Origin of the sequence: Janthinobacterium sp. TB1-E2 (assembly GCF_036885605.1) — a bacterium.
Lineage (GTDB): Bacteria > Pseudomonadota > Gammaproteobacteria > Burkholderiales > Burkholderiaceae_D > Janthinobacterium > Janthinobacterium aestuarii.
The window spans coordinates 3,642,877-3,661,795 of sequence record NZ_CP142523.1 but is presented as its reverse complement, the minus strand read 5'-3'; the positions used below and the strand labels follow the sequence as shown (position 1 = coordinate 3,661,795).

Annotated in this window: 18 protein-coding genes; 8 read left to right on the top strand and 10 right to left on the bottom strand. The window is 62.2% G+C overall.

What is annotated here, in order from left to right:
* Positions 1-2: 2 nt before the first annotated feature.
* Genes OPV09_RS16260 through OPV09_RS16245 form a run of 4 tightly spaced genes read right to left on the bottom strand, consistent with a single transcriptional unit; the run spans position 3 to position 4,559 of the window.
* Positions 3-1,526 (bottom strand): chemotaxis protein CheW, encoded by a 1,524-nt coding sequence (locus OPV09_RS16260; protein WP_338678770.1) that lies wholly within the window; start codon positions 1,524-1,526, stop codon positions 3-5.
* A complete protein-coding gene (locus OPV09_RS16255) occupies positions 1,513-2,037 on the bottom strand; it encodes a chemotaxis protein CheD (protein ID WP_338678769.1) in 525 nt (174 codons plus the stop codon). Before OPV09_RS16255 ends, OPV09_RS16260 begins: the two co-directional genes overlap by 14 nt.
* A complete protein-coding gene (locus OPV09_RS16250; RefSeq protein ID WP_338678768.1) occupies positions 2,034-2,858 on the bottom strand; it encodes a protein-glutamate O-methyltransferase CheR in 825 nt (274 codons plus the stop codon). Before OPV09_RS16250 ends, OPV09_RS16255 begins: the two co-directional genes overlap by 4 nt.
* A gap of 3 nt (positions 2,859-2,861) precedes the next feature.
* Positions 2,862-4,559 (bottom strand): PAS domain-containing methyl-accepting chemotaxis protein, encoded by a 1,698-nt coding sequence (locus OPV09_RS16245; protein ID WP_338678767.1) that lies wholly within the window; start codon positions 4,557-4,559, stop codon positions 2,862-2,864.
* 566 nt (positions 4,560-5,125) lie between these two features.
* Between OPV09_RS16245 and OPV09_RS16240 the strand changes: the two genes are divergently transcribed.
* Positions 5,126-7,213, top strand: a complete 2,088-nt coding sequence (locus OPV09_RS16240; protein ID WP_338678766.1) for a 3-hydroxyacyl-CoA dehydrogenase NAD-binding domain-containing protein — start codon at positions 5,126-5,128, stop codon at positions 7,211-7,213.
* 98 nt (positions 7,214-7,311) lie between these two features.
* Here OPV09_RS16240 and OPV09_RS16235 read toward each other — a convergent pair whose 3' ends face one another.
* From OPV09_RS16235 to OPV09_RS16225, 3 genes are all read right to left on the bottom strand, one after another.
* Positions 7,312-8,160 carry an alpha/beta hydrolase gene (locus OPV09_RS16235; RefSeq protein WP_338678765.1) on the bottom strand — a complete coding sequence of 283 codons (849 nt, stop codon included), beginning with the start codon at positions 8,158-8,160 and terminating at the stop codon, positions 7,312-7,314.
* Positions 8,161-8,260: 100 nt separating this feature from the next.
* Positions 8,261-8,659, bottom strand: coding sequence for a VOC family protein (locus tag OPV09_RS16230; RefSeq protein ID WP_034756102.1), 399 nt, complete (start codon positions 8,657-8,659; stop codon positions 8,261-8,263).
* A gap of 98 nt (positions 8,660-8,757) precedes the next feature.
* Positions 8,758-8,997 carry a DUF2798 domain-containing protein gene (locus tag OPV09_RS16225; RefSeq protein WP_034756106.1) on the bottom strand — a complete coding sequence of 80 codons (240 nt, stop codon included), beginning with the start codon at positions 8,995-8,997 and terminating at the stop codon, positions 8,758-8,760.
* Positions 8,998-9,093: 96 nt separating this feature from the next.
* Here OPV09_RS16225 and OPV09_RS16220 point away from each other — a divergent pair, with 96 nt between their 5' ends.
* Complete coding sequence (locus OPV09_RS16220; RefSeq protein ID WP_070302496.1) at positions 9,094-10,032, top strand: LysR family transcriptional regulator; 939 nt, start codon at positions 9,094-9,096, stop codon at positions 10,030-10,032.
* A gap of 116 nt (positions 10,033-10,148) precedes the next feature.
* The gene (locus OPV09_RS16215) at positions 10,149-10,352 is read left to right on the top strand and encodes a hypothetical protein (protein ID WP_070302494.1); all 204 of its coding nucleotides are present in this window, start codon (positions 10,149-10,151) and stop codon (positions 10,350-10,352) included.
* A gap of 91 nt (positions 10,353-10,443) precedes the next feature.
* On the opposite strand, the gene OPV09_RS16210 is transcribed toward OPV09_RS16215, so the two are convergent.
* Positions 10,444-12,144 (bottom strand): MFS transporter, encoded by a 1,701-nt coding sequence (locus tag OPV09_RS16210; RefSeq protein ID WP_034756115.1) that lies wholly within the window; start codon positions 12,142-12,144, stop codon positions 10,444-10,446.
* Positions 12,145-12,372: 228 nt separating this feature from the next.
* On the opposite strand from OPV09_RS16210, the gene OPV09_RS16205 reads away from it, so the two are divergent.
* The 3 genes from OPV09_RS16205 (at position 12,373) to OPV09_RS16195 (ending at position 15,064) form a co-directional block, all read left to right on the top strand.
* Entirely contained in the window at positions 12,373-13,551 is a 1,179-nt protein-coding gene (locus OPV09_RS16205) for an acetyl-CoA C-acyltransferase (RefSeq protein ID WP_338678764.1), read from the top strand.
* A gap of 127 nt (positions 13,552-13,678) precedes the next feature.
* Positions 13,679-13,981 (top strand): Dabb family protein, encoded by a 303-nt coding sequence (locus OPV09_RS16200; RefSeq protein WP_070302488.1) that lies wholly within the window; start codon positions 13,679-13,681, stop codon positions 13,979-13,981.
* A gap of 84 nt (positions 13,982-14,065) precedes the next feature.
* Positions 14,066-15,064, top strand: a complete 999-nt coding sequence (locus tag OPV09_RS16195) for an NADP-dependent oxidoreductase (RefSeq protein ID WP_338678763.1) — start codon at positions 14,066-14,068, stop codon at positions 15,062-15,064.
* A gap of 73 nt (positions 15,065-15,137) precedes the next feature.
* Here the strand turns inward: OPV09_RS16195 and OPV09_RS16190 are convergent, their stop codons facing one another.
* On the bottom strand, positions 15,138-16,334 hold the full coding sequence (locus OPV09_RS16190) for an FAD-dependent monooxygenase (protein WP_338678762.1): 1,197 nt from the start codon (positions 16,332-16,334) through the stop codon (positions 15,138-15,140).
* 125 nt (positions 16,335-16,459) lie between these two features.
* On the opposite strand from OPV09_RS16190, the gene OPV09_RS16185 reads away from it, so the two are divergent.
* On the top strand, positions 16,460-17,260 hold the full coding sequence (locus OPV09_RS16185) for a helix-turn-helix transcriptional regulator (protein WP_338678761.1): 801 nt from the start codon (positions 16,460-16,462) through the stop codon (positions 17,258-17,260).
* A gap of 69 nt (positions 17,261-17,329) precedes the next feature.
* Positions 17,330-17,755, top strand: coding sequence for a GNAT family N-acetyltransferase (locus OPV09_RS16180; RefSeq protein WP_331776538.1), 426 nt, complete (start codon positions 17,330-17,332; stop codon positions 17,753-17,755).
* A 119-nt stretch (positions 17,756-17,874) separates the two neighbouring features.
* Here OPV09_RS16180 and OPV09_RS16175 read toward each other — a convergent pair whose 3' ends face one another.
* Positions 17,875-18,885 (bottom strand): ABC transporter permease subunit, encoded by a 1,011-nt coding sequence (locus tag OPV09_RS16175; RefSeq protein ID WP_034756126.1) that lies wholly within the window; start codon positions 18,883-18,885, stop codon positions 17,875-17,877.
* Positions 18,886-18,919: the final 34 nt, after the last annotated feature.

Sequence of the window (18,919 nt, the reverse complement as noted above, 5' to 3'; positions counted from 1 at the left end):
CGCTATGCCGCCTGCGGCAGCGCCGCCCCCAGCTTTTCCAGCAGATGGTCGCACTGGAAGACGGACAGGGTCTGGCGCTGCGCGTCCGTGCCGATATCGATCATCTCATCCATTTCGCTGCGCAAGTCCTCATGTTCTCCCGTGCGGATGATTTGCGGTGCGGCAAAGCGCTGGCTGTCGGAGATGGTCATGATGTTGTCGACGTGGTCGACGAGGAAACCGTAGCGCTCGGCGCCCCGTTCCACGATCAGAATCTTGCCGGCGCTGGCGTCCGGCAAGGCCGGCATCGCGTAAAGCTGGCGCAGGTCGATGATGCTGATCATTTGCTGGCGCAGGTTCAGCATGCCCCGCATGCAGGCCGGCATGCCCGGCGGCGTCGTGATGGCGCCGCTGAAATCAATGATTTCGCGCACTTGCCCGATTTCCACGGCGAAGCGGGTTTCCACCGTAAACGTGATGTAGACACGGCGCTGCGCCTTGTGCGTGGCGGCCGCCGTTTCCGTCTCGGCCGGATACAGGCGCGCGTGGCCGTCGCGCATTTCGACGATCTCGGCCTGCGACAGGATGCCCTTGTGGTCGAGGAAAATGATGTCGCCCAGCCCCTCTTTCGTGATGCAGCCGGCGAACATGGCGGCGCGCGCCTTGCTCAGCAGGGGAATCGGCAAGACCTCGTCGCCAAAGAAATGCACGATGCTGTCGACGGAGTCGACGAGGAAGCCCACGGTCGTGTCCTCGAGGCGCACGACGATGACGCGCTGGTCGCCAGTCGCCGCCGTGCCGGATGCGGGCGCCTGCAGCAGGGCGCCGAAGTCGACAACGGCCACCTGGCTGCCGCGGAAATGCATGCGCCCCAGGCACAGCTCGCTATTCAGCAGGGAGCTGTGCAGTTCCGGCACCCGTATGATTTCCTGGATGGCCAGCATTTCGAAGGCAAACGTGGCGCCGGCCGCGTGGAAGCTGACGCACTGGCGGCGTTCGCTTTGCGCGTGGTAGCGGGCCGTGCTCAGCTTGGCGCCCGTTGCCTGCAGGGCCAGCACATGGGGCACGTTTTCAATGCGCAGCAGGGCGTGCGGGTCGAGCACCTGCAGCAGGCGCGCGCCGCCATCGAGCAGGATCGTGCCGGCGATGACGGCATGGCTGTCGCCGGCCGCATATTGCAGGGCGCTGCGGGCGCTGGCGGGCACGCGCAGGATTTCTCCCGTATCCTGGAAGACGATGCCGATCAGCACTTGCTGGAAGTCCAGAATGGCGATCTTGTCCGTGGCCACGGCGCGCGGCGCATCGGCGCGGAACAAGCGGCCCAGGTTGACCACCGGGATGACGCTGCCGCGCAAGGTGAACATGCCTTCCAGATACGCGGGCGACAGGGGCAGGGCGGTGACTTTCGCGGGGTAGTTCACCACTTCGCGGATGCAGCTGGCGGGCAGGGCGAATTCATCGCCGCCCAGGTGGAAGGAGCCGAACAGTTCGGTGGCCGTGTCGCTTGTGCCCTGCGCTTGCAAGCCCGTCGCTTCATGCATATCCATATGCGCCTTCCTTGCGTGGAATCAATTCAGGTTGCGCCACCACATCGGTGACGGCGTAGCTGTGCCGGGCGCAATCGATCAGCAACTGGCGCCCGTGGCGGCCGCCCAGCGCGCAAAAGCTGACGCGCAAGCCGCACTGGTCCAGGTATTTTTGCGCCGCTTCCGCGTTTTGCCGGCCTATCTGCAGCCGCCCGTTGCGCGGACCAAACATGCTGGCGCCGCCCGCCAGCACCACGTCAATGTCGGGGTAATCGGCCTGGCGCACACCCATCAGGCGCAGCAGCGAAGGCACGGCCTGGCTCACATAGCGCGCGCCAAGGGCGCTATCGGCGCCGGGCGCTTCCGGCAACAGACAATGGGCCAGGCCGCAGCATGGGCCATTCTTCCAGATGAAGCCGATGCCGATGCAGGAGCCGAGCAACGCTTGCAGCTGCTCGCCGTGCGTGCCCACGCTCAGTTGGCCCATGCCGACATGGTGCAGCGGCAGGCGATGATCGATGATGATGCTCATGCGGTACCCGCCTTGTAAATCATGGGAAACTCGAATTGGTAGCCGGTGCCGAGGCGGGTGATGGTTTCCGATTCGCCCAGGATCAGCCGGCCTTCATCCTTGAGGCTCAGGCGCGCTTGGCGCAGCACGGTTTCCTGGTGCTCGGCGTCGAAATAGATGAGCACATTGCGCAGGAATACCAGGTCGAACTGCCGCGCCGGGCGCAATGCTTCCAGCAAATTATGCTGGGCAAAGCTGACGTGTTGCCGCAGTTCTTCGTTGACCTTGACGCCATACGGTGCTGGCGTGAAATATTTGCGCAGCAAGTCCGGGTGCGACAAGCGGATGCGCTCGACGGAGCGCCCGCTGTACTGGCCGGCCCGCGCCGCGCCCAGGATCTGCTGCGAAATGTCGCTGGCCAGGATCTGGTAGCGGAAAGACGGCGCTTGCAGCTTGAATTGCTCGCACAGCATGGCGATCGAATACAGCTCCTCGCCGCTGGCCGCCGCCGCCGACCAGATGGCCAGGCAGCCATCCGGATGCGCGCGGGCCCAGGCGGGCAGGTAGCGGTCGCGGAAGTAATCCCAGATCTGCGGCGTGCGGAAGAACAGGGTGTCGTTGGTGGTGACCAGGTCGATGAAATGGGGTACCTCGTCGCGGTCGCTGGCCACGCGCTCCAGGTAAGCCTGGTAGCTGTGCAGGGACAGCGCCTGCAGCCGTGGCTGCAAGCGCCGTTCCAGCAAGACGCTCTTGCGCGCCGTCATGGCGATGCCCGTATGCTGGCGCACCAGCGCGATCAGGGTCGTCAGCACCTCGGGCGTCAAGGTGGCCGCGTTGCTCATCGCCTACACCACGAAGCCGGAGACGGTCTGGTTCAGGCTGCCAGCGCGCTCGTTCAAGCCATCGGTCGAGCGGGCGATGCTGTCGCAGTTGGCGGCCGACTTTTCCGTTTCCTCGGCAATGTACTGGATGGCCGTGGACACTTCGCGCGCCGTCAGCAGTTGCTCGTTGGCCGCCTTCGAGATGTCGGAAATGGCCAAGGTGGTCTTCGCCACGCCCGAGACGATCTTGTCGAAGGCGTCGCTGGCCTGGCGTGAAATTTCGCTGCCTGTCGACACGCGCTTGACGGATTCGTTGATCAGCTTGGAAATTTCCTTGGTCGCCTGCGACGAGCGCTCGGCCAGCTTGCGCACCTCGTCGGCGACAACGGAAAAGCCCAGGCCGTGCTCGCCCGCGCGCGCCGCTTCGATGGCCGCGTTGAAGGCCAGCATGTTCGTCTGGTTGGCGATCTCGCTGATGACCTTGACGATTTCGCCGATGTCTTCCGACGAGCGGTTGATCAAGTCCATCGCCTCGATCGACTTGGCGACGGCGCGCGCACCCGATTCCGCTTCCTGCTGCGTGGCTTTCGCCAGGGAATCGGCATTCGAGGTGTTTTCCGCAATGGAATTGATGGAAAACGTCAGGCCGTCGATGGAGGCGTTCATTTCTTCCACCGTGGCGCCCAGCGCCTGCGTGCCCACGGCGACGCCCGTGGCCCGTTCGGCGATGGCGTTCGACGCGTCGGCAAAGCCGTTGGCCGCCGACACCACGTTGCCGATCACGCCGCGCAAGTCGACGATCATCTTGCTGATGCCGCCGGCCAGCAAATCGATCGGTTCGCTGCCTTCGGGCACGATATTGCAGGTCAGGTCGCCTTGCGCCGCGCGCGCCACCGAGTCGAGCAGGGCATTGACCTTGCGGCTGTCGTTGGCGGCCTTGGCCTGGATGCTGTTTTCCAGGTTCACCTGGTCCGTGATGTCGATGGCGAACTTGACCACTTTATACGGTTTGCCGTTCAGATCCAGGATGGGGTTGTAGGTGGCCTGTATCCACACCACCTTGCCATGGTTGCCCAGCCGCTTGTAGCGGCCCGCGTCGAATTCTCCGCGGTTGAGCTTTTGCCAGAATTTCTTGTACTCGGTGCTGCTGGCATACTCGGGTTCGCAGAACATGCGGTGGTGCTCGCCCTGGATATCGCTCAAGTCGTAGTCCATGACGGCGAGGAAATTGTCGTTCGCGTCCAGCACATTGCCCTGCATGTCGAATTCGATCACGGCCTGCGCCTTGCCGATGGCGCTGACCTTGCCTTCGTATTCGACATTGCGTTTTTTCAGGGCCGTGATGTCGGTAGCGAACTTGATGACTTTATACGGCTTGCCGTCCGCGTCGAGGATGGGATTGTAGGAAGCATTGATCCACACTTCGCGCCCATCCCTGGCGCGGCGCTTGTATTCGCCCTGGTCGAATTCGCCGCGTCCCAGCTTGGCCCAGAAGTTGCTGTATTCGTCCGTTTTTACATACTCGGGGTCGCAGAAGATGGCGTGGTGCTTGCCTTGCACTTCGGCCAGGGTATAGCCGACGACGCGCAGGAAATTGTCATTCGCATGCAGGATGGTGCCGTCAAGCTCGAATTCGATGACGGCCTGGACACGGTTCAATGCAGTATTTATCGCTTGTAAGTCCAGATCCTGCGAGTGGCTGACATGGCTGGCTGCGTCCATAGTATTTCCTTCGGGGTGAGAAGAGGAATGGGAACGATAAGGCTGCTGTTATTATTTTTTCCGCTATCGGTTTAAGGCAGGGATTAAGGCGGCGATGTTATTGCATTGCCGGCATCTGGTGATAATCGGTGAGAATGTGCGCGATCAACGGCCGCCAGTGTTCGCCCTGCGGTTTGCCTTTAGTAGATAAATTGTAGAGTATTGATTTGAATCAACAATTTTATTATTCCCCAGCGTCTGGCGAAAAACAAGGGGCGGGAATAAATAATGTAAAAACTGTCGTAATTGCCCCATGTCGGCATATAACAAACCCATTCTTTTACATAATAAAACGTTGTTATTATTATTGTTATTTTATTATTTAAATGAATATCCAAGTGATAGCTTCTACAAGAGCTTGCCGCTTGCAGCAGAATCTTTCCGCAAACGATGTTGTACCATGGCGTAGCATGCTGGCGCCGGGTGCGCCACGACAAAAATAATACGAGCGTTCTTTTATGCGGTATAGTGAAGCTTCATCCCTTGCAACCACCTCATCGCTGAGCAAAAATCAATAAGGAAGAGACATGAGTGCTGAATATCAAGTGAACGGCGCCGTTGCCGTCATTACCCTGGCCAACCCGCCCGTCAATGGCCTGGGCCTGGCGACGCGCACGGCCGCCGTGGCCGGCATCCGCCAGGCGCTGGCCGACGAGACCGTCAAAGCCATCGTCATCACGGGCGCCGGCAAGGCCTTTTCGGGCGGCGCCGATATCAAGGAATTCAATTCGCCCAAAGCGCTCACGGAACCGACCCTGCACACCCTGATCAACGTCGTAGAGCAATCGACCAAGCCGGTCGTGGCGGCCATCCACAGCGTTTGCATGGGTGGCGGCCTGGAGCTGGCGCTCGGTTGCAACTACCGCGTGGCCGCACCGGGCGCGCAGATGGCCTTGCCGGAAGTCAAACTCGGCATCTTGCCGGGCGCGGGCGGCACGCAGCGCCTGCCGCGAGTGCTGGGCCTGGAAATGGCCCTGAACATGATCGTCTCGGGCACGCCCGTCGCGTCCGAAAAACTGGCCGGCACGGCCCTGTTCGACGAAGTCATCGCGCCTGGCGCCGATTTGCTGGCCGCCGCCGTGGCCTTCGCCACGAAAGTGGCCGACGTGCGTCCGCTGCCGAAGGTGCGCGAGCGCAAGGTCGACTACCCGAACCACGAAGCGTTCTTGCAGTTTTCGCGCAATACCGTCAAAGCCATGTCCGGCCCGTTCCCCGCACCGCTGAAATGCGTCGATGCCGTGGCGGCCGCCGTGACGATGAAATTCGACGACGGCTTGAAGTACGAGCGCGAACTGTTCATGCAGCTGGTGCAGTCGCCCGAATCTAAAGCCCTGCGCCACGCCTTCTTTGCCGAGCGTGTTGCCAGCAAGGTGCCCGACGTGCCGTCCGACACGCCAGTGCGCGCGATCTCCAGCGCGGCCATCGTCGGCGCCGGTACCATGGGCGGCGGCATCGCCATGAACTTCGCCAACGCGGGCATCCCCGTCATCTTGCTGGAAACCAAACAGGAAGCGCTGGACAAGGGCCTGGCCACAATCCGCAAGAATTACGAGAACACGGTCAAGAAGGGCAAGCTGACGCAGGAGAAGGCCGAGCAGCGCATCGCGCTCGTTTCCGGCACCTTGGCCTATGCGGACATTGCGCAAGCCGACATCGTCATCGAAGCCGTCTTCGAAGAGCTGGGCGTCAAGGAAACCGTCTTCAAACAGCTCGATGCCGTCATGAAGCCGGGCGCCATACTCGCCTCGAACACATCGACTTTGGACCTGGACAAGATCGCCGCGTTCACCAAACGCCCGCAGGACGTGGTCGGCACGCATTTCTTCAGCCCCGCGAACGTGATGAAGCTGCTGGAAATCGTGCGCGGCAAGGAAACGGGCAAGGACGTGCTGGCCACCGCGCTGGCGCTGTCGAAAAAGCTGAAGAAGACAGGTGTCGTCTCGGGCGTGTGCGACGGCTTCATCGGCAACCGCATGATCGAGCAATACAGCCGCCAAGCCGGTTTCCTGCTGGAAGAGGGTTGTCTGCCGGAACAGGTCGACAAGGCGGTCGAGAAATTCGGCTTCGCCATGGGCCCGTTCCGCATGGGCGACCTGGCCGGCAACGACATCGGCTGGGCCATCCGCAAGCGCCGCTATGTGGAAAAACCGGACGTCACGTATTCGAAGACGGCCGACCTGCTGTGTGAACTGGGTCGCTACGGCCAGAAGACGGGCGCCGGCTGGTACGACTACAAGCCGGGCGACCGCAAGGCGTATCCGTCGGAGCAGGTCAACGCCATGATCATCCAGCACTCCGCCGACATCGGCGTGGCGCGGCGCAAGATCAGCGACCAGGAAATCGTTGAACGCCTCGTGTATGCGCTCGTCAATGAAGGCGCGCGCATCCTGGAAGAGGGCATCGCCCTTCGCGCCTCGGACATCGATATGGTGTATTTGACCGGTTACGGCTTCCCGCTGTTCCGCGGCGGCCCGATGTTCTATGCGGACACGGTCGGCTTGCCGAACGTGCTCGACACGATTGCCGGCTATGCCAAGGGCCGCCACGGCGAAGCGTGGACGCCGGCGCCGCTGCTGGTGAAGCTGGCGGGCGAGGGCAAGGGGTTTAATAGCTAAGCCGACGCCAACAATATTGTCGGATTACGCGTGGCTTTGCCGCGCTAATCCGACCTACGCGTCGACAAGGGGTTCAATCGCCGCGTAATCCGACACCACTACTTCTTCTTCGCCACCATCTTGACCGCCTCGTTGACGATGACGGGGTTGTCTTTCTGGATGTAATAGCCGGCGCCCGTGATGCGCTCGATGGCGGGTGCGCCGGACAGGCGCTGCCAATCCTTTTCCTGGGCCCGCACCACGTTCTCGAACGAACCCATTTCCTCGATGCCGAACTTGTCGCGCACCAGCAGCATGGCGGGCACGCGCAGCGGGCTGCTCATGTCGACGTGCTGCAGGCACTGCGTCTGGGCATCGAATTCGGCCGATTCCGTACTGTTGAACATCAGCTTGCGCCGCGTTTTGACGAGCATGGCGTAGGTGGACGCGTCCGTCTGCAGGCGGTTCCACTGCTGCGGGTGGGTAGGATCGAGCAGGACGAGGCCGGCCACGTCCTGCGGATACAGTCTGGCATACACATATTGGTACAGCCCGCCCAAGCCATGGCCGACGAGCACATACGGCGGCTTCAGGCCCGCTTGCGTCAGCAGGGCCCGCTGCTGGGCGGCGATGGTGCAGGGATCGCGCGGCGTGGTGGTTTTCTGGCTGTCGCCGTAGCCGGGGCGGTCGTAGACGAGCACGCGGTGCTGCCGGGCCACTTCGGGCACGACCTTGGCCCACACATCCTTGCCGTCGCCCATGGCCGACTGGAAGACCACGGGCAAGCCGCCCTGGCCGCTCAAGGTATAGGCGATGCTGGCGTCGGGCAGGGCCGCCGTGGCGGGCACGCCTGGCGTGACGGGTGACGATGGCAACAGGGAACAGCCGGAAAAACAGCCTGCCAGCAGCAAGCCGGCGCTGGAGAGGAGCATGGTGCGCGCGGGGCGGCCGACGAATAGATGATGCATGAATCTCCTTCTTTGTTCACGGACCGGTATGGCGTGCCAGCCATTATAGGCAAATCGTCCCGAAGTGGAAATGCCGAACAGAGCCGGATTTCCCGTCCTGTCAGCTGGCGTCGGCGCGATGGCAGACGGCTTCGATGCGGTTGCCGTCCGGATCGAACAAAAAGGCCGCGTAATAACTGGCGTGATAGTGGCGCAGGCCCGGTGCGCCCAGGTCGATGCCACCGTGCGCCAGCCCCGCCTGCCAGAACGCTTCCACGGCCGCGCGCGAGGAAGCCTTGAAGCAGCAATGGCGGCGCGGCGCGTCGTCGGGCTGCGGGCCCAGTCGCACGGAAAAGTAGCTGCGTTCAGGATGCTGCGCGTCGCTGCGCTCGCCATAGCCTATCCAGGCGTTGGCATGGTCGCTGCCCACCTTGGGCACGTCCAGCGCGGCAAAGACGGCGTCATAGAAGCGCTCGGCGCGTTCCAGGTCGCTGACGGTGAGGGAAACGTGATCGAGCATGGGCACTCCGCGGTAAAGAAGACGGCCATAGCATAGCCCGGATCAGGGCGGCCGTGGGCGGGAGTGACCGAGTGGTACTACCGGCGGACGACTGCCGGTCAAGCGCGGCTGGCGAGCCGGGCCACGATGTTGCGGCTCATCAGCTGCACGCGGGGGGCGAACAGCATCACGGCGCAGAAGGCCACGGGCCAGGCGGCAAAGAAGGCATGGCGCCAGCGGGGCAGGAAATCCGCCTGCAGGCCGATATTGAGCCAGGTGACCCAGGCGCTCATCAGCAGGGTCATGAGCAGCGACATCAGGAAGGCAAATACACAGCGCAAACGCAGGGCTTCGGACATGGAGCACTTTCAAAGTGTGAAGATATGGGAGCGTAACGACTTGCAGCAATCTATACTAGAGCCATATTTTTAATTTCAAATTCCGAAAATGCAATCATGCTTGATGATTTAGCCTTGTTTGTCTCCATTGTCGAGGCGGGCAGCCTGCATGCGGCGGCCGTCAAGGAAGACTTGCCCGCCGCTACCGTCACGCGCCGGCTGCAAAAACTGGAAAGCCAGCTCGGCTACCGCTTGCTCAACCGCAGCGCGCGCCGCCTGCAGCCGACGGCGGAAGGCTGGCAATACTATGAGCAATGCCGTCCCTTGGTACACGCCTTGCGGCAGGCGACGCAGCAGCTCGACGCCAGCCTGTCGGCCGTCTCGGGCAGCATCCGCGTCTTGGCGCCCGTCAACTTCGCCAGCGGCTTGCTGACGCCGGCCTGGGTCAGCTTCATGCAGAAGTACCCGGACATCCGCCTGGAGCTGGAACTGTCGAACCTGCTGCAAGACCTGGTGGGCAGCGGCGCCGACCTGGCCATCCGCGTGGGCGCGCTCGACGATTCCTCGCTGATGCAGCGCCGGCTGGGCAGCGCTTCGCTGGTGATGGTGGCCGCGCCAGCCTACCTGGCGCGCGCCGGTGTGCCGCGCGACTTGCAGGAACTGGAAAAGCACGAGCTGATCGTGGCCGAGCCGCTGCGCAGCTGGCGCTTGCGCCGGCCCGGCGACGGCGCCGAAATGGTGATCGAACCGCAGGCGCGCCTGCGCGTCAATGAAATGCGCCTGGCCGTGGAGATGGCCGACGCGGGCATCGGCATCCTGCTGTGTCCACTGCTGCAATGCCGCGACGAAGTGGCCAGCGGCAGCCTCGTGCGCGTCCTGCCCGACTGGATGCCGCAGCCGCGTCACGTGTACGCCGTGTGGACGCAGCGGCGCTACCTGCCGGCCCGCGTGCGCGTGCTGCTTGAGCACCTGGCGGCGTTCGCGGCCGGCAATCCGCTGTTGAACGAGGATGCCAGCGCCGGTCAGCTCGTTGCGCCGGGAATCCTTTCCATTTAGTAATACCGAGCGCTTGTACTTTCCGCTGGGATCGCGTTAAGATAAAGCTGCTTGCTTATCCAGCGGGCAATCTGGTGTTTTTTCGCGCAATCCCGTCCCTATCCATGAGAGTAGCAATGAAATATCTGATCGTTCCCTTCTTGCTGGCGATGACCGGCTGCGAAGTACTGTATGACGCGAACCGGGACAAGATCGGCGAGTACTGCAACAGCCTCAATAATTTCGACGACCGCAATGCCTGCCGCAAGCGCAACCAGACCAGCTACCAGGAATACGTGCAGCAGCGCGACCAGCTGAAAAAGGGCAAGAGCGACAAATAAGCTTGCCACCGTATAATAAAAAAACGCCGCTGACCAGTCAGCGGCGTTTTGCTTTGCGGGCCCCGGCCTTGCGGCCGGGGCTTGCGCCGTATCAGTCGTCGGCGTAGATATTGTTGTCCTTCGTTTCCTTGACGAACAGGGTGCCGATCACGACAGTCGCCAGGGCGACGACGATCGGATACCACAGGCCGTAATAGATATCGCCCTTGAAAGCCACCAGCGCGAAGGCTGTGGTCGGCAGCAAGCCGCCGAACCAGCCGTTACCGATATGGTAGGGCAGGGACATCGAGGTGTAACGGATACGCGTCGGGAACATTTCCACCAGCATGGCGGCGATCGGGCCGTACACCATGGTCACGTACAGCACCAGGATGAACAGCAGCAAGACGACCATTGGCTTGTTGATCTGGTCCGGATCGGCTTTCGCAGGGTAGCCCGCTTCCTTGATGCCGGCGCCCAGTTCTTTCTTCAGCGCCACTTCTTTGGCCTTGCTGTCCGCATCGAAGTTCAGGCCGTCCGGCGTCATGACGGCGTTAAACGACGTGAATTCCTTCGTACCGATGCGTACCTTGGCGATGCTGCCGGCCGGTGCGTCTTCCTTCGTGTAGTTCACCGAGCTGTTCGACAGGAAGCCGGTGGCGATGTCGCACGACGATGGGAATTTCTTCGTGCCCGTCATGTTGAACTGGAAGTGGCAGGAAGCGGGATCGGCCACGACCACCACTGGCGAGTTCTTCAGAGCCGCTTCCAGCTGCGGGTTGGCGAAGTGGGTCAGGCCGTTGAAGATCGGGAAGTAGGTGGCCGCGGCGATCAGGCAGCCGCCGAGGATGATGTACTTGCGGCCGATGCGGTCGGACAGGCTGCCGAAGAACAGGAAGAACGGCGTGGCCAGCAGCAGGGCGATGGCGACGAGCACGTTGGCCGTTGCCAGGTCCACTTTCAGGGTCTGGATCATGAAGAACAGGGCGTAGAACTGGCCCGTGTACCAGACGACAGCCTGGCCGGCGGTCAGGCCGATCAGGGCCAGGATGACGATCTTCAGGTTTTTCCACTGGCCGAACGCTTCCGTCAGCGGGGCTTTCGAGGTCTTGCCCTCGGCCTTCATCTTGGAAAACGCCGGCGATTCATTCATGGCCAGGCGGATCCACACGGAAATACCGAGCAGGATGACGGAGACGAGGAAGGGAATGCGCCAGCCCCACGCTTCGAAATCTTTCTCACCGGTCGCCAGGCGGGTGCCCAGGATGACCATCAGCGACAGGAAGAAGCCCAAAGTGGCCGTCGTTTGTATCCACGCCGTGAACGCGCCGCGCTTGCCTTCAGGCGCGTGCTCGGCCACATAGGTGGCTGCGCCGCCATATTCGCCGCCCAGCGCCAGGCCTTGCAGGATGCGCAGGAAGACGAGGATGATCGGCGCGGCGATGCCGATGGACGCGTGGCCCGGCAGCAAGCCGACGATGAAGGTGGAGCCGCCCATGATCAGAATGGTGATCAGGAAGGTGTACTTGCGGCCGATCATGTCGCCCAGACGGCCGAAGACCAGCGCGCCGAACGGACGCACGATGAAGCCGGCTGCGAAGGCCAGCAGCGCGAAAATGAAGGTGGTGGTGGGGTCGCCGATGAAGAATTGCTTGGCGATGATGGAAGCGAGCGAACCGTACAGATAAAAATCGTACCATTCAAAAACGGTGCCGAGCGAGGACGCAAAGATGACCTTGCGTTCCTCGGGCGTAATCGGCGTTCCCTTGGTCGAAGTTTTCCGTACGTCGGCCGAGCCGGATGGTGATGCCATGGTTTGTCTCCCTATGTTTTATAGTGAACTGGTGCCGCGGTCTTTTTGACCATTCTTGCAACAGCTGGAGGCGAGTGTGTTCTCCGAACCTTACGTCATGCTTGCTTGAAACTTACACCAAGCTTACAAATCGAAGTCCGGCAGAACTTTGCGAACGACCGTACTTAAATGTGCTATTCTCATTCCGCAGATATCCCACCCAATAATATCCCTACAAGGAGACACAGCATGAATGAAGCCGTCATCGTATCGACCGCCCGCACGGGCCTGGCCAAGTCCTGGAAAGGCGCGTTCAACATGACGCATGGCGCCACCCTGGGCGGCCACGTGCTGGCGGCCGCCGTCGAGCGCGCGCGCATCGAGGCGGAGGAAGTGGAGGACGTGCTGGTCGGCTGCGCCTTTCCGGAAGGCGCCACAGGCGGCAATATCGCGCGCCAGGTGGCCTTGCGCGGCGGCTGCCCCGTGACGACGGCCGGCATGACCGTCAACCGTTTCTGCTCGTCGGGCTTGCAGGCCATCGCCCTGGCCGCGCAGCGTATCATCGCCGGCGAAGGCGATATCTATGCGGCGGGCGGCGTGGAGTCGATTTCCTGCGTGCAAAACGAAATGAATACGCATATGTACCGCGAAGTCTGGCTACAGCAGCACAAGCCGGAACTGTACTGGCCCATGCTGCAGACGGCCGAAACCGTGGCCAAGCGTTACCAGATTTCGCGCGAGCGCCAGGATGCCTACGGCGCGCAAAGCCAGCAGCGCGCAGCAAGTGCCCTGGCCGCCGGCCGGTTCGACGCGGAAATCGTGCCGATGACCACCATCATGGGCGTGGCCGACAAGGCCAGCGGCATGCTCGTGTCGCGCGAAGTGACGATTGCCGCCGATGAAGGCATCCGCGCCGACACGACGTATGACGGCGTGGCGAAGATCCGCCCGGCCATTCCTGGCGGCGTCATCAGCGCCGGCAATGCCAGCCAGTTTTCCGATGGTGCTTCGATGGCCATCGTCATGAATGCGAAAGTGGCCGAAGCGAAAGGCTTGCAGCCGCTGGGCGTCTTCCGCGGCTTTGCCGTGGCCGGCTGCGAACCCGATGAGATGGGCATCGGCCCCGTCTACGCAATTCCGAAATTGCTGAAAAAGGCGGGCTTGACTGTCGCCGACATCGGCCTGTGGGAACTCAACGAAGCGTTTGCCGTACAAGTGCTGTATTGCGCCGACACCCTGGGCATCCCCATGGACCGCCTGAACGTCAATGGCGGCGCGATCGCCGTCGGTCACCCGTACGGCGTGTCGGGTGCCCGCCTGACGGGCCACGCCTTGATCGAAGGCAAGCGCCGCGGCGTCAAATACGTGGTGGTGACCATGTGCATCGGCGGCGGACAGGGCGCGGCCGGGCTGTTCGAAGTGCTGTGATGTTTGCGTGAACCCGGTCTGCGGGCGGCTTCCAGAGCCGCCCGTTTGCATTGCGCGCCCGGTTCCTGCAAAGCACGCCGATAGCGGTTACAGTAATGCTTCATTAATAAACAAGCAGCCTGCCACCATGATCAAGCACATCGTTTTCTGGAAACTCAAAGACCACGCCGAAGGCGCCGACCGCGCCACGAACGCCTTGAAACTCAAGGCTCTGCTCGATTCCTGCTCCGGCCTGGTGCCCGGCATCTTGAAATTCGAAGCCGCCGTGGCCCAGCCGGGCCTGGAAGCGACCTACGACATCGTCCTGTACAGCGAGTTCGCCAGCCGCGAAGCGCTCGATGCTTACCAGAACCATCCCGAGCACGTGAAAATCAAGCCGTTCTTTGGGGCGGTGCGTGAAGCGCGGCAATGCATGGATTACGAGATTTAGTCGTTACGCAACAGACACCCGGGGTCAGACCCGGCGGGTCTGACCCCAGCCTTCCGCTGATCTTCTCTATCGTCAAGGAGCACCATGACCACCTACCAACGCATCGTCCTCGCCTCGCGCCCCTCCTCCAATGAGGAAGTCAACCCGGCACATTTTCGCCTGGAAACGAAAGAGATGCCCGCCATCACGGATGGCCAGTTGCTGGTGCGTAACCAGTACCTGTCGCTCGACCCTTACATGCGCGGGCGCATGAGTGCCAATAAAAGCTATGCGGCACCGCAGGCGCTTGATGAAACGATGATCGGCGGCACGGTGGGCGTGGTGCTTGAGTCGAAGCATCCGAAGTTCGCCGTGGGCGACATGGTCGTGGGTACCCTGGGCTGGACGGAAGTGGCTGTATCGGACGGCACGATGCTGCGCAAGGTCGATACGACGCACATTCCTGCTTCGGCTTACCTCGGTTCCGTCGGCATGCCGGGCATGACGGCCTGGTATGGCTTGAACCAGATCATGGCGCCGAAGGCGGGCGAAACGGTGGTCGTGTCGGCCGCCAGCGGCGCCGTGGGCAGCGTCGTGGGCCAACTGGCGAAATTGAAAGGCTGCCGGGTCGTCGGCATCGCGGGCGGGGCGGAGAAATGCCGCTATGTTGTCGAGGAACTGGGTTTCGATGCCTGCGTCGACTACAAGGCGGGCAATCTCGAGGCCGATTTGGCTGCGGCGACGCCGGACGGCATCGACGCCATCTTTGAAAACGTGGGCGGCGCCATCTTCGATGCGGCGCTGGCGCGTACCAATGCGTTTGGCCGCGTGGCCGTGTGCGGCTGGATCGCCGGCTACAACGGCGAACCGACGCCGCTCGACAATGCCCGCCTGATCCTCACCAACCGCCTCACCGTGCGCGGCTTTATCGTTTCCGAGCAGCCGGAATTCTGGCCGCAGGGACTGGCGGAACTGGGTTCCCTGGTGGCGACGGGCAAGCTGAAATTCCGCGAATCCGTGGCCGATGGCCTGGCCAGCGCGCCGGAAGCGTTCATCGGCCTCTTAAAAGGGCGCAACTTCGGCAAGCAGCTGGTGAAGTTGTAAGCGGGCTGTTTTGAAATGACCGAGCGCGCCGCCAGTTCCTTGCCCGGCCGCGCCCGGTAGCACAGCAATGCTTTCAATAGATCGGCAGCGTGAAATCCTCGTCGATCCTGCGCGCCCTGGTCTTGGCGTTCGCTTGCAACAGCGACTGGATCAATGCGCTGCCGACGCACCGTTGCAACAGATGCGCGATGGCTATGCCGAGCCGCGTCCGCACGTGCATGAGCCGGATGAGACGAGGGCTGAGCTCCTGCTGCGTACGCTCGGCATACGGGCGCAGGATGCGTTCATATGCCTGGAAAGCCTCGGTGTGGGTCGCGCACCTCTTGATTTCCCCTGCCAGCACGTAGGCTCCCACCAGCGCCAGCGCCGTGCCCTTGCCCGTGAATGGCGTCGGGCAGTGCGCCGCATCGCCCAGCAAGACCAGCCGGCCTTTTGACCAGGTCGATGCTTGCACCTGGCTCATCGGTCCGAAGTAGAAGTCCTGGACGGTATCCAGCTCGGCGATGATACGATCGGCCACCTTGCCCCGGCCTGCCAGTGCCGTGCGCAGCATCTCGCGCGGCGATGGCGCCGTCGGACTCCGCACACCAGGCTCAGCGGCTGGAAAGGTCATCAGCACGGTAGTTTCCGTCAAGCCACCTGGCCGCAGGTTGATCATCGTACCGCCTATGCCGTTGACGGAGCAGGCCCAGAAGTCGTCTTCCGGCCGCCGGGGAATGTTGAAAAACGCCATGTAGGCGCCGAGGTAACGCATGCGCGTTTCAGCGGCCAGCGCCAGGTCTCTGGTCGGCGAGCTCACGCCGTCGGCGCAGATCACCAGCGCGAAGTCCTCTGCCGTACCATTGGAAAAGGTTGCCCGCACACCATTTTCAATCTCTTCAACGCGGCTGACGGACGTGCCAAAACGGTATTCGCAGGTGCCGCGGGTCGCATCGAACAAAATACGGGCGAAATCGCCGCGCAGGATTTCGAAATCGCAGGTCAGTCCGCCGATACTACCTTTGGGAAAAACAGCCACCACCTTGCCGGCCGCGTCGAGCCACTTCTGTCCGCATTCCAGCGTGTCGCGTGCCTCGACCTGTTCCGTCAAACCCATGCGCTTGATGACCTGCTGCGCGGCGTCCTTCACATCGACGTTCTGCCCGCCGACCCTGAGCGCGCCGGCCTTTTCGACGAGCACCACGGAGTAGCCGTACCTGGTCAGCCACCAGGCACACGCAGGGCCGGCGATGCCGCCGCCGCAGATCAGGATTTTCTTCGTTTGTTCCATATGACAGCTTTCGTGGTTGTGATGTCAGCGCCTATGTTAGGCGCGCCACGTGTTGGTCACAATGAGCCAACAGGCCATGTTATATTGAATTCTTGCCACTGATTCTGACCCTTGAAAGGTGCCCGATGCCTGTTTTCAGCGACGACTCGTCCAGCGACTGGGAAGACCCCGACTGCGTGCCAAGGCCGGTGGTCACGCTTGGCGCCGTTGGCCGCGAGATGGATAGCCGCAAGGAGAGGGATTTCCATCAGCATCGAAAAGGCCAGTTCCTGCTCTGGATGCGCGGCGTGCTCACCTGCGAGGTGGACGGCGGCTTCTGGCTGGTGCCGCCAGGAAGCGCCATTTGGGTCCCCGGCGGCACACAACATCGAATGGATGGGGCCGGCACGGTCGATTGTTACGTGGTGTATGTCGACCCTGCGGTGGGCGACGCCTTGCCGCGGGAATGCTGCACCTTGTCGACCACGCCACTGCTGCGTGAATTGGTGATCCGTTCAGCGGCATTGCCGATGCGCTATGAAGAGGGCGGCATGGCGTCACGAGTGATGACACTGCTTCTCGACGAAATGGCGCTGGCGCAGCCCGGCCAGGTTCATCTTCCCCTGACGACAGACAAGCGGCTACGCAAACTGGTCGAGTGGATCATGGCGCGTCCGTCCGATCCCGGCAACATCGAATCATGGGCGCAGCGGATGGGCATCAGTGCGCGCACGCTGTCACGCCTCGTGTCCCGGGAAACCGGCATGAGTTTCGGACGCTGGCGCAGGCAACTGCATATCCTGCTCGCCTTGCAATGGATGGCCAGGGGCGCCACGGTCCAGCATGTCGCAGAGGGCTTGGGCTACGAGAACGCGAGCAATTTTGTCGTCATGTTTCGCAAAATACTCGGTGAAACACCTGGACGTTACCTGAAATCGAACGCTTGAGCCGCACCGGCTGCCAAGGTGTGGCAGGCCGTGCGACAATTGCGGCCTGTTTCTTATTACCGTACACCCATGACCAAGCACACCATCCGCCTCGGCGACTGGGCCACCCTGGGCCCTGACGCTACCGCCATCCGTTTTGAAGTCTTCGTCGATGAACAGAAAGTGCCGGCCGAGATCGAACTCGACGACATGGATGCCGTCTGCCTGCATGCCGTTGCCTATGACGATGCCGGCAATGCCATCGGCACGGGCCGGCTATTGCCAGACGGCCACATCGGCCGCATGGCCGTGCGCCAGCCGGGCCGCGGCACGGGCGTAGGTGGCGCCATTTTGACCTTGCTGATGGACAAAGCCCGCGAGCGCGGCGATGCAGCGGTGGTCTTGAATGCGCAAACCGTGGCCGCGCCATTCTATGCGCGCCACGGTTTCGTGCAGCAGGGGGAACAATTTGAAGAGGCGGGGATTGCGCATGTGGAGATGCGGCTGGAGTTTTAAGCAGTGTTTCGGGTGTTGTCGGATTACGCGCGTAGCGCTAATCCGACCTACGCCTGCCTGTTACGTCAATGGTAGGTCGGGTTAGCGCAAAGCGCGTAACCCGACGCACCACGTCACAATCAGTTCTGCGCGTGCGACTGGCGCCATTTGTCGAGGATCACCGCCAGCACGATCACGACACCCTTGGCCACATACTGCCAGAACGACGACAGTCCCAAAATCGTCAAGCCATTGTTCATCACGCCAATGATCAGGGCGCCGATGACGGTGCCCCAGACGGAGCCCACGCCGCCCATCAGGCTGGTGCCGCCGAGCACGACGGCCGCGATGGCGTCGAGCTCATAGCCCGTACCCCAGTTGCCGTTGGCCGCATACAGACGGCTGGCCGACATGGCGCCGCCCAGGCCGGCGAACAGGCCGCTGATCGTGTAGACAAACATCAGGACGAGGCCGACCTTGATGCCGGTCAAACGCGCTGCCTGGATATTGCCGCCGACGGCGTAGATATGCAGGCCCAGTGTCGTTTTGCGCAGGATGAACCACGTCAGCAGCACCACGGCGGCCGCCAGCCAGATCAGCCAGGGCACGGCCAGGAAGCTGCCGTTGCCCATCCATTCAAAGCTAGGGATTTCCGTGTTCAGCACGCTGGTGCCGTCGGCCAGCAGGTAGGCGGCGCCGCGCAGGGCCGTCATGGTGCCCAAAGTCACGACGAAGGGGTTCAGGCCGACGAGAGCGACCAGCACGCCGTTCAGCGCGCCCAGCAGCAGGCCGACGATGAGGAAGGTGGGAATCGAAAAGCCGGCGAACTGGGCCGACAGCGACATCAGCATGCCCGCCACGGCCGAGACGGCCAGCACGGAACCGACGGACAGATCGATGCCACTGGTCAGAATGACGAAAGTCATGCCGGATGCCAGCACGATGTTGATCGACACCTGGCGGAAGATGTTCATGGTGTTATTGCTGGTCATGAACGTCGACGTGCCGTCGGCCGAGAAATACACGGTCAGGCCATACATGGCCAGGTACAGCACCACCAGCACGGGCAGCATGCCCAGGCGGCGCATCAGGTTCGAGGCATTGAAGGGTTCGCCGGCGCGCGCGGCGCCGCTGGTGGTACTCGTTGTCATGGTCTTTCTCCTGAATAATTATGCTAATGCGTAT